Genomic DNA, 11,575 nt, shown 5'->3' with positions numbered 1-11,575 from the left:
CCTGCGCTGGCGCAAACCCGTCAGGGGTTCCAGACGCCACCCGCCCTCCGGGTGGGATGCAGGACGGCATGCCGCAGGACCGCGTCACCGCCCGGCAGCACCAACGCCAGGGACCGGCGGGCACGGGTGACACCGGTATAGAGCAGTTCCCGCGTCACCAACGGCCCTGGCACGTCGGGCAGCACCAGCACGACCTGGTCGAATTCCGAACCCTGGGACTTGTGTACGGTCAGCGCATACACGGTCTCGATGGCTGGCAGGCGCGCCGGAGACACCCAGCGCACTGCCCCCTGGGCCGCGCCCGCGAAAGCCACGCGCAGTGTCCAGCCATCGGCCCGCCCCGGATCGGGCACGGGTAGCGCCACACCGATGTCGCCGTTGGCCAGGCCCAGGACGGGCAGATTGCGCCGCACCAGGACAGGCCTTCCCGCATACCAGGCGTTGGGTCCGGCCAGCACGAGACCGGCCGCCCGCAGACGGGATTCGATCCGCTGATTGAGACCCTGCACACCCCAAGGCCCTTCGCGCACCGCGCACAGCACCTGAAAACGGGTCTGTTGTGCCAGGATCGACAGGGCCCAGGCATCCCAGCGACTCATCGGCGCCTCGCGCGGCGGGCGTTGGTTTTTGATCAGGGTAAACAGCGCCGGGTATCCGGTCGTGCCAAGAACGCCGGACTCGGTCAGCCAGTCCTCTCGCTCGCCGACAGCGGCGAGGCCCACCTCTGCGCTGAAGCCAGCCACGTCAGCAGGATGGCTGGCTGCCGAACCGGCATGCCGGATGCAACGCAGATCGGCCGGCGGTTTGTCGAGGAGTTCTCGCACGGTTGGCATCCGCCCGCGATTGACGGCCGTGGCAAACTGCCCGATGCCGCTGTCGGGTCCGAAACGCATGCTGCGGCGCAACATCACCACTGCCTGATCCAGTTCCGTACCCGCGTCATCCGGCCAGTGGGCGAGGCCGGCCTCCACACCGCTGAGCGCGGGGTCCCGCGCCGCAGCCCGCAGATCCTGTCCGGACAGGGCGGCCAGCTGCTCGCAGGTGCGCATCCAGTAATGCCCACCCTCGGCCCGGGCGCATAGTTCGCCCAGCACCGCGCCGGCTTCGACGGAAGCCAGTTGGTCCTTGTCCCCCAGCAGGATCAGGCGCGCATCGGCTGGCAGGGCCGCCAGCACCGCATCCATCATCTCGATGTCCATCATCGACGCTTCGTCGATCACCAGCACGTCCAGATCCAGGGGCCTGCCCGCGTCATGGGCCAGGCGACGCGTCCCTGGCCGGCTGCCCAGCAGGCGATGCAGCGTGACGACCTGGGAAGGCACACAGGCCAGCGCCGCCCGCAAAGCATCGTCCCCGGTGTCGGCCAGTTCCCGCAGTTTGCCGGCGATGGATTCGTTGAGCCGCGCGGCCGCCTTGCCGGTGGGCGCCGCGAGCCGGATGCGCAGCCCTTGCGCCCGCCCTCGTGCAAGGGCCAGCCCCTGCAGCACCGCCAGCAGGCGCACCACGGTGGTCGTCTTGCCCGTCCCCGGCCCGCCGGTGACGATGCTGAAGCGCCGCAGCAGCGCCACGGCGCAGGCCAGCTTTTGCCAGTCCAGCATATCCGACGGCGCCGGAAACAGACGATCCAGCCAGTCCCGCGCCTGTCGCGGATCCGCCGCATCCTCGGACGGCCCGGACAGGCGCATCGCGATGGTCTGGCGGATCCGCAGGCCGGCGCGCCAGTACCGGGCAAGATACAGGCGGGTTCCGTGCAGCACGAGCGGCTCGTCGCCAGACCCGTCACCGACGAACGGCGCCCGTGCCAGCGCGGCCAGGCAGTCCGCCAGGTCGGGTGGCAGCCAGCGAGGCCGCACGATGCCGCCCGCGTCGCTGCCTGTCATGCTGGAGACCGTCGTGTCGCGGCTGGCATCCTGGGCCGGGTACCATGGCTGGATGTCCAGGCAGGAATGCCCCTGCGCGAGCTGCGCGCTGCACAGCATCGCCAGACGCAATGCCGGTTCGCCGGCCTGCGGCGCCTGATCCGCCAGCAGCCTGGCAAAGGCGACATCCAGATCCCGCGAGGTCTCTTCGTCGGAATACCGCAGCCAGTCAGGCCACCGCGTCGTGGCGGACACGCCGTATGTTTGATCGGATTCAGTCATGGGCCGCGGCCTCCTGGCCGGCAAACAAGGCATCCAGATCCTCGATCAGGGACGGCGGCGGACGCAGGGACAGGAGGCCTTGGCCGGGTGCCATCCGCCCCCGCAGAAACAGATAGATCGCCCCGCCCATATCCCGTTCGTAATCGTAATCCGGCAGCCGGGTTCGCAACTGCCGGTGCAGCGCCAGGACGTACATGACCAGTTGCACGTCATAGCGCGCCGCACACATGGCCGCCTGCAACGCCGAAGGGCGATAGTCCGACAGCCGCGCACCCAGATCGTTGGACTTGTAGTCGATCAGGTAATAGCGCCCGTCGTCGCCCTGCAAGCACAGATCGATGAAACCCTTGAACAGGCCGTTGAGCCTGTCTTCGGCCAGCGCGGGACGGGGGGCCGCATCGAACGTGGCCTGTGTAATCAACTGATCCAGCCGCGTCACCCACACCTGCTCCACCGGCAGCCAGAACTCCATTTCGGGCAAGCTGGCCCGCAGGCGATCCAGCCGCAGCACCGGGCCGCCCGGCACCCGGGGGGTCCAGGCGGTCTGGACGAAATCCAGCAGCCAGGCGTGCAGCGTATCGATGTGAGCTTCCCAGCCACGCACGGCACAGCGACGGGCGATCAGGTCGCGCGCACCGTCCAGATGGCGGAAGCGCCGCTGTGCGGCCCATTCGAGCAGGCCATGCAGGAAGGTACCCGTCTCGCTACCCCGGGGAAGTCCGGACAGGGCGCCCGAAAGACCGTCCGAAGCGGCGAGGGGAACATCCGGTTCCGGTGGCCACCCCGCCACATCCACCACCCGGCGCCCCTCACGCAACACGTCTTCGGACGCCGTCTCGGGAGACGCATCCCGAGAGCCGGCGGCCCCGATCTGGGCGTCTGTCGGATGCAGGGCGGAATAGCTGGCCACCCACCAGGGATGGCGCACCGCTGGCACAGCCAGCAGTCGGGCGGGCCCCAGGTCCGCGGTATCGTCCGAAATATCCTCCTGCCTTGCGATCGAACCGGCCGCATCGGCCGGCTGCGAAGTGTCCCAGGCAAACTCGTCCGGATGGGCGGCGACCCGATCACTCCAGGCCAGACGCAGGTCTTCTCCCAGGACATGGCCAATGCCGCTGACACGATCTTTCCCCGGCACCGCCAGCGCCAGCCAGACGGCATGCCGGGCGCGGGTCAGCGCGACATAGAGCTTGCGGGTCTCCTCGCCCAGCTGTTCCTGCAGCAACTGGCGGCGTTGCGCATCGGTGGCCTGCATGATCCACTGGCGCTCGCCATCCACCGTCAGCAGGTGGGGGCGATCCTGCAGCCGAGCGGCGCGGCCCCGGCAGATGAAGGGCAGGAACACCAGAGGATATTCGAGCCCCTTGGACTTGTGGATGGTGATGACCCGTACCAGATTCTCGTCGCTTTCCAGACGCAGGCGGCGCGCATCCTCCGCATCGGCGTCATCATCCGGTGTGGCGCACTGGCGCGCCAGATGGTGCAGGACAGCTTGCTCGCCATCGAGCTGAGCGCTCGCCTGCTGCAACAGTTCGGCCAAATGCAGGCAGTCGGTGAGCAGGCGTTCGCCATCCGGGCCTTGGGCCAGCAGACGGGCGGGGACCTCGAAATCGTGCAACAGCTGGCGCAGCATCGGCAGGACGCCCCGCTGCCGCCAGCGTTGATGATATGACTGGAAGCGTTCGACCTGCCCGTCCCAGGCCCATTCGTCGTCCCCCAGCATCGCCAGCCGGGCGACGTCCAGCCCCAGCAAAGGGGTCGCCAGCGCAGCGCGGATGGCCTGCTCGTCCTCGGGATGTACACAGGCGGCCAGAATGAAGACCAGCTCCTGGGCCACGGCCGACGCATAGACTGACCGCCGATCCGAGAGATAGACGCTGCGCACCCCCTGCCGGCTCAGGGCCTCGCGGATTTGCCGGGCCTCATCTTTGCCGTTGACCAGAATCGCCATGTCGGCGGGCTGTACCGCGGCCAGCCCGCAATCCGAGCGGAACCCGGCCCGCCCCCAATGCCCCAGTTCCAGCAGATCGGCCACCTGACGGGCGCACCATTCGGCCGCCTGCGCGCAATAGGCATCGACCGTCAGGGTTCCGTCGGGTGGGTCCACATCGATCCAGCGAGCCGTCATGGCCGACGGCGCCTGCCCGTCGATCTCCCAGGACTCGGCACGGCCACGCGCCTGCACGGGATGGAAAGCGATGGTTTCATCCGCCAGCCCGGTGGGGAATACGGCGGGTGCCTCGTGGCGGTCGAAACAATGGTTGACCGCCTGCACCAGCGCCGTCGATGAGCGGTGATTCCGGTTCAGGGTCTGGACCCGGCCGTCGCAGGCACGCGCCGCCTGCAGGTAGGTGTGCACATCGGCGCCACGAAAACCGTAGATCGCCTGCTTCGGGTCCCCGATGAAGATCAGGGCCGTCTCCGGGGCCGGATCCGCCACGTCGTAGATACGGTCGAAGATCCGGTACTGGACCGGATCCGTATCCTGGAATTCGTCGATCAGCACGACGGGAAACTGTTCGCGCAGCGTCCGGATGAGGGGCTCTCCTCGCATCCCCCGCAAGGCGGCATCCAGCCCGGTCAGCAAACCGTCGAACCCCATGGCGGCCTTGCGCGCCAGCAGTTGCCGCAGGCGGGCCGCCATCCAGGCCAGCGCATGCCGCTGGACGGGCAGGCGCACGGCGGGCAGACTGTCCAGATCCGCCTGCAGCCGCGACAGAGCCCGGCTGGCCGCTGGCGGTTCAGGGGCCGGGCCGGCACCTTTCCAGCGCTCGTCCAGTCCCTGGGGCGCAAGCGCCTTCCAGGCGGTGGAACTCAACGCCGGCTTCTCCAGATCAGGGCTGGCTGCCCAGTCGCGCAGCGCCTGCAGCCAGCCACCACGGTGATCCGCCCGGATGCTCACCTGGTTTCCCTGGGCATCCAGCCAGGCCTGCAGTTCGTCCACGGCCTGCGGCCAGGGCGCCTTCAGGGCCAGCAGCTGCGCCCGACGCTCGGCCGAGGCCGCGGACCAGACCTGTTCGAGATCATCCTCGCCCATATCCGGCAACCCTTCACGAGTCAGCAACCGCGACAGGGACTGGTCCAGGGCATCCGGTCCCGGCCAGATCCCCAGGACGTCATCGAGTGCGGCGGCGGGCAGGCGTGCCACGCAGGCGCGCCAGTAGTCCCAGGCCACCTGGCGCTGGGATTCCCGCAGATCGGTGAGCAGTTCCTGCTCAAACAGACTGGCGCTATCGAAGGCATGTTCCTTCAGCACCCTGGCGCACCAGGCGTGGATCGTGGAAATCGAGGCTTCGTCCATGGACTGGGCCGCCAGATCCAGCACCCGCGCGCAGGCCGGCCAGCGCTCGGCGGGATGGGCTGCCCGTAAATCCTGCAGGAACGGATCGGGCAAGGGCTCGGGCGCATCCTGGCCGATGGCTGCGGAGAACCCCACAGCGGCCTCGGACAGACGGCTGCGGATGCGATCCCGCAGTTCCTGCGCGGCCGCGTCGGTGAAGGTCAGCACCAGGATCTGGGAGGGCAGGCGCGGCGGCTGGCCTCCGTGGCCGAGGACGAGCCGCACATAGAGCGCCGCGATCGTCCAGGTTTTTCCAGTCCCGGCACTGGCCTCGATCAGATGGCTGCCTCGCAGCTCGAACCGCAACGGATCGACTTGGGGGATGAAATCGGGTGTGATCATGCTGTCGGCCGGCATCAGGAGGCCTCCCGGGCGGCGCGCTTTTTGGTGTCCGCCGGCAGGGCGGTGGACAAGTCGCCGTACAAGATCCGCGCCCAGCGAAAGAAACCGTCCCCCTGGCACAAACAATCGAAATCAGGATAGCCACGCCGCAGATACAGGTCGCGTTCCACGGTCTGTTCATAGGATTGCCGGGCGGCCTGGCAGGCGGGGCTATCGGGATCGGTCGCCGCGCCGGCGCGCAGCCAGGCATTGGCCGCGCCGATCTCGACGGGCAAGGCGGCACGCATGCCCTGCCGCCAGGCATCCCACAGCGTCGCCCAGATCCGCAAGGCATCCCCCATGTCCAGCGGCGCCAGGACCATCGTACCCTTGGGGCTGATGACCTGCGTCGTCAGAGACCGGCCATGCACATGCGCCGCCACGTGCTCCAGCCACGCCGGCACCAGGGGCTTGAAGCGATATCGCTTGTCCTTGTCGATCAGGCCGCTGGCGAGCAGATGGATGCGGCACCATGCGCCATCGGCATTCCGGCGCCAGCCGGAGAGCGCATCATCGAAGCCCGCCATCCCATCCTGGCCATCCGGGACGGAGCTCGTCATGCGCAGCGTCTCGGCCACGACGATCGGCCATCGGGCGCAGGCTTCCGCGTATTCGTCCAGGGGCGGCTGCACGGCATCGCGCAGTTCCCGGGCGGCCCGCTCGCCCAACGGGCCGCTGACCAGCGCACCCCGGCGCAGCATCTGCCGCAAGCGCGCGTCGACGAGGTCGCCGGTGTCCAACCCCTGAGGCAGGTTCCCGGGATCGGCCTGAACGACCTCGTCCAGCAGTTCCTGGCACAACTGCCAGCGCGTCAGGCCGCTCTGGGCAAAGGGCTCGTCTTCGGACAGATCCGCATCCGCCACATCGAAACCGACCTGCAGGCGCTGCCGGAAGAACATCTGGACCGGGTGCCGCAGGAAACCTCTGAGCAGGCCTAGATGCAAGACGGTTTCCAGCACCAGCGGCGGCAGCGGATCCGCGTCCGCGGCTGGCTGCCTGACCTGCCCCAGGCCCGATCGCGCCGCGCGCCACTCGGCCGCATACGTGAACAGGCGCGAATCGCCGGGTTCGGATGGCAGAGGAAAGTAGCGTCGGCTGAAAGGCTGCAGCGGATGCTGGCAAGTCAGCGCCGCCGACACGGTGCCGGCCGCATCGGCCAGGCGCCATCCGCGGTCCAGGTGTTCGCACAGTTGCGCCACCAGGACCGATGGCGGTTGCTGCGCATTGTCCTGGATGCTGTGGCCGACCCAGGAAACATAGAACTGGTCGCGCGCCGAGAGCAGGGCCTCCAGGAAGAGATAGCGGTCGTCCTCCCGGCGCGAGCGGTCGCCCGAGCGGGGATGGGTGGCCATCAGATCCATGTCCGACGGCGCGCGCACCCGGGGGAAGGCCCCGTCGTGCATGCCCAGCAGACAGACGCGACGAAAGGGGATCGCCCGCATCGGCATCAGGGTCGCGAAGGTGACGGCGCCCGCGAAGAACCGCTGCGACAGCCCCCCATGATCCAGTTGCGCCAGACAATGCTCGGCGGCAATCGCGGATGGCAAGGCTTCTGCCAGACCCGCGGCATCGCAAGCCTGCAGCCAGTCCTGCAGGCTCTGACGAAACCGGGTCAGCGTCTGGGCATCCGCATCGGTCTGGGGGCGAAAGAAATCGTCCAGCAGGGCCTGAAAATACCCCACCCACTGCCGGGGAGCGGCCGGCTCGTTCAGCAAGCGCCAATAGCGATCCACCGTATCCAGCAGATGCGCCAGCGCCCCCAGGGCGGCGGCCTGCAGGCCGCCGGGTTCGTCGTAGGGTTCGATGCCCTGCCAGGCCGGCGCGTCCGGCCCGGTGGCGTAGCCCAGCAACATACGCTGCAGCCCGAACCGCCAGGTATGCGCATGGGCGGCCTGTTCGGTCTGGTCCAGATCGAAGGCCGCTCGATGCCCGGCATGCAGGCCCCACCGCACCTGTGCGTCGCGCGCCCAGGTCTGGAGCAGCGGCAGGTCTTCGGCCGCGATGCCAAAGCGCGCCCGTAGCGCCGGCACGTCCAGCCATTCCAGGAGTTCGGCAAGCCCCAGGCGCAGGCGCGGCAATGTCAGCAACTGCTCGAGCACGATGACCAGCGGGTCGGCATGCCGTTGGCTACGGTCAGCCAGGGCATACGGGATGTGGCGCCTATCGCGCGGCCCGTACAGGCCGAATACCGCCTGGATGTGCGGCGCGTAGATTTCGATGTCGGGCACCATGACGATCACGTCGCGCGGCTGCAGCGAAGGGTCGGCCTCGAAGGCGGCCAGCAACTGATCCTGCAGGATCTCGACCTCGCGCTGGACGCTGTGGGCGACCAGGAAGCGGATCGAGGCGTCCTGCCCGAGATCCACCGCCGGCCAGAGATCCCGCGTCTCGGACAGGGGGCGCAAGTCGCGGATATCGTCCTGCAGCTGTTCCAGCAGGGTGTCGCCCGGCAGGTCCTGGAAGGCGTCGATACGCCGGTGCAGGGCATCGAAATGCGGTACCCAGCGGCTACGCTGGGCCGGGTCGTCGAAATCGTCCAGCATGCCGATGTAGTCGCGGCCCTGGCGCCCCCAGGATGCCAACAGTGGGTGCGTCTGCTGATGCAGCGCTGTGTCGTCCAGCACATCGGCCATGCCGGGGCGGCGCGCCTGGCGCCGGAAGCGCGCGCGCAGCAGATCCCGGTCCCCCTGGATGTCGGCCCAGTAATGCGCGCAGGGATTGTGCACGCAAACCAGAATCTGCACCCAGCGCGACAGCGAGGCCAGCGCCTCGAAGGTCTGGCGCGGCATGGCGGAAATGCCGAACACCAGGATGCGGCGCGGCAGACCCGCCGGCCGGACCTGCATGCCCGGATCCAGCACCCTGGTCATGAAGGCTTCGTGGATCGCCGCGCGGCCGACCGGCGCGGCCCCCCCTCCCAGGTCGTCGAGCAAGGCGCGCCACAGGTGTGCCTGCCAGGCCTGGGTATCTGGCAGTTCCCGCACAGGCCCCCGGCCATCGCTCAGCACGGCCTCGCCCTGGGACCAGGCCTGCAGCCAGTCGGCGCGATAGACCTGGTACTGATCGAACAAATCCGCCAGCCGGCAGGCCAGCTGGTAGCGCTTGCGCACGTCGGCATCATCGGCCAGAAATCGCTGCAGGACGGCATAGTCCGGCCGGTCGAGCAGATCAGGCAGCAGGCGCATCAGGCGCCAGACCAGGGCGTTCTTGTCCAGCGGGGAGTCCTCGGGCACGGCATCGGCCCCCAGGACACTGCGATACGCCTGCCACATGAAGCGCGACGGCAGCAGGAAATCCAGCGCGGCGGCGATGCCGCCATTCAAGTCCTGCGCCAACGCCAAGCGCAGCCACTGGGCGATACCGTTGCTGTGCACCAGCAGGGACTCGTTTTCCAGCGGTGCCAGCGGGTCGTGGCCCATCCAGGCGACCAGAACCTCGCGCAGCTGCTCGGCGCGATTGCCATGCACCAGCACCAGTCCCGGCGTCAGTTCCGACCCTTCTTCGCGCATCCGCCCTTCCCCGTTTTCAAAGCAGCATGACAAAAGGCATTTTACAATCCCCTTACGTCGCATCACCCGAGACTGTCCATGAGCGCTGTTCCCCCGATCCGTCCGGCTTATCAGACCGCATCGTCCCAGGCGGAAATCCAGGCCAACCTGGCCGACATCCGGCACCGCATCCAGGCGGCCTGCGCGCGGGCCGACCGCGATCCGTCGACAGTACGTCTGCTGCCCGTCAGCAAAACCGTTGACGAGTCCCGCATCCGGATGGCCTACGCCGCCGGCTGTCGGCTGCTGGGGGAAAACAAGGTCCAGGAAGCCTACGGCAAATGGGAAACCATGGCCGACCTGACAGATCTGCACTGGGCCATCATCGGTCACCTGCAGACCAACAAGGCCAAATTCGTCGCCCGCTTCGCGCAGGAATTCCAGGCGCTGGACAATCTCCGGGTGGCCGAGGCGCTGGACCGGCGGCTACAAGAAGAAGGTCGCAGCCTGGATGTCCTCGTCCAGGTGAACACGTCGGGCGAGGACAGCAAATTCGGGCTGGCGCCCGACCAGGTGCTGGATTTCGCGCGCGCCCTGCCCGCCTACGGCGCGCTGCGCGTGCGCGGCCTGATGACGCTGGCCCTGTTTTCCTCGGACGAAAATCACGTCAGGCCCTGCTTCGTGCTGCTCAGGTCCCTGCGGGATCAGCTGCGCCAGGAAGCCCCCCAGGGAGACGCCTTCGCCGAACTGTCCATGGGCATGTCGGGGGACTTCGAATGGGCCATCGAGGAAGGCGCCACCACCGTGCGCGTTGGCCAGGCGATTTTCGGATCGCGCACCCTGCCCGACAGCTATTACTGGCCAGAGGGCACCGCCGGGAAGCCCTGAAGAACGATCTAACAAGATCCACGTTTTCTTCACAATGGTTCCATTTTTACGCCGCAGTCGACGCTTAACCTGTCTTCATTGCCGCACCACCGGGGTGCGGTCGAATCAGAAGGACAGACACCATGACTTTCACGCCGATCCGCACGCTCTCCGCCCTGGCGCTGGCCGCCACCATCGTCGCCGCCCCGCTGGCCGCCACAGCGGCCTCCGGTCCGCAGGGACAGTGGGGGGAACACGCATCGCAGAAGGCTGGTCACGACAATGACCACCATGGCGACCGTTGGATGCGCGGCCTGGATCTGACCCAGGCGCAACAGGATCAGATCTTCAAGATCCGTCACGACCAGGAACAGGCCGTCTACGACCAGAAAAAGGCCCTGAAGGAAGCCGCCGGCAATCTGCGCGAACTGACCCAGGCCGACAGTTTCGATCAGGCCAAGGCCAAGCAAGCCGCCGACACACTGGGTCAGGCCCAGGGTCAGCTGGCCCTGCTGCGCGCCCAGACCATGGCCCAGGTTCGCGCCGTCCTGACACCCGAACAGCGGCAGAAGCTGGCTGAACGGCACGAACAGCGTGGACTCAAGGGCAACATGAAAGGCCCGATGAAACCCTGATCGCCCATCACTTGATGGCGATGCCATCAGACCCTTTTTCACTTCAAACCCACCGCCTGAACCGCCCGCCAGAGCCGTTCAGGCGGTGGCGTCTCGATCCCGAGCCAGACAACCACATCCACGCTCCTGATGAGCCGGCGCGCTCACCGTGCAAACAACGTGCCCACCGACTGGAAATGCCGCCGGTAATAGGGACTGTCGAGCGAATCGATACGTACCTGGCCCCCGGTGGATGGCGCGTTGATGAAGCGGCCATCGCCCAGATAGATGCCCATGTGTGAATTGGGCTGATTCAGGGTATCGAAGAACACCAGGTCCCCCGGCTGCAGGGCCCTGCGGGACACTGGTCGGCTCAGACGCGCGATGTCATCGGTATTGTGCGGCAGCGCCGTGTGCGTGGCCGTCGCGAACACATACTTCACCAGCCCGCTGCAATCGAATCCCCGCACGGGGCGGGCGCTGCCGTAGCGGTACTGCGTATCCAGCAGGCTGAGCGCCGTCATCACCACCTCCGTGCGCTGCGCGGGGTCGATCGGCTGGATCCTGGCCTCGGTCCGCCGCGACCCTGACGGGCCCGCGCACGCGGCCAGCAGCACGCACAAGCCGCCAACGAGCGCATTGCGCAAGACAGCCCAGGTCCGAAAACGGGCGCCAAAGCTGGCGTCAATTAGCTTAATAACTAAAATAACCATGCTTATACTGTCGAGATATATTCAATTCAAT

General features: G+C 67.6%; 6 protein-coding genes. 2 read left to right on the top strand and 4 right to left on the bottom strand.

Annotated elements, in window-relative coordinates:
* Positions 1–20: 20 nt before the first annotated feature.
* From recD to recC, 3 genes are read right to left on the bottom strand one after another with little or no spacing between them, the layout of a single operon-like run.
* A complete protein-coding gene (gene recD / locus ABCV34_RS02970) occupies positions 21–2,141 on the bottom strand; it encodes an exodeoxyribonuclease V subunit alpha (RefSeq protein WP_345797769.1) in 2,121 nt (706 codons plus the stop codon).
* On the bottom strand, positions 2,134–5,823 hold the full coding sequence (gene recB / locus ABCV34_RS02965) for an exodeoxyribonuclease V subunit beta (protein WP_345797768.1): 3,690 nt from the start codon (positions 5,821–5,823) through the stop codon (positions 2,134–2,136). Before recB ends, recD begins: the two co-directional genes overlap by 8 nt.
* 14 nt (positions 5,824–5,837) lie before the next feature.
* Positions 5,838–9,371: an exodeoxyribonuclease V subunit gamma gene (gene recC / locus ABCV34_RS02960; protein ID WP_345797767.1), complete on the bottom strand. Its 3,534-nt coding sequence runs from the start codon at positions 9,369–9,371 to the stop codon at positions 5,838–5,840.
* A 78-nt stretch (positions 9,372–9,449) separates the two neighbouring features.
* Between recC and ABCV34_RS02955 the strand changes: the two genes are divergently transcribed.
* A complete protein-coding gene (locus tag ABCV34_RS02955; protein WP_345797766.1) occupies positions 9,450–10,238 on the top strand; it encodes a YggS family pyridoxal phosphate-dependent enzyme in 789 nt (262 codons plus the stop codon).
* Between the two features lie 122 nt (positions 10,239–10,360).
* The gene (locus ABCV34_RS02950; protein WP_345797765.1) at positions 10,361–10,852 is read left to right on the top strand and encodes a Spy/CpxP family protein refolding chaperone; all 492 of its coding nucleotides are present in this window, start codon (positions 10,361–10,363) and stop codon (positions 10,850–10,852) included.
* A gap of 143 nt (positions 10,853–10,995) precedes the next feature.
* Here the strand turns inward: ABCV34_RS02950 and ABCV34_RS02945 are convergent, their stop codons facing one another.
* Complete coding sequence (locus tag ABCV34_RS02945) at positions 10,996–11,478, bottom strand: C40 family peptidase (RefSeq protein WP_345797764.1); 483 nt, start codon at positions 11,476–11,478, stop codon at positions 10,996–10,998.
* Positions 11,479–11,575: the final 97 nt, after the last annotated feature.

The sequence above is a fragment of the Castellaniella sp. MT123 genome, assembly GCF_039614765.1.
In the GTDB taxonomy this organism is placed as follows: domain Bacteria; phylum Pseudomonadota; class Gammaproteobacteria; order Burkholderiales; family Burkholderiaceae_B; genus Castellaniella.
The sequence above is the reverse complement of the archived record's forward strand: the minus strand, read 5'-3'. Positions and strand labels throughout refer to the sequence as shown.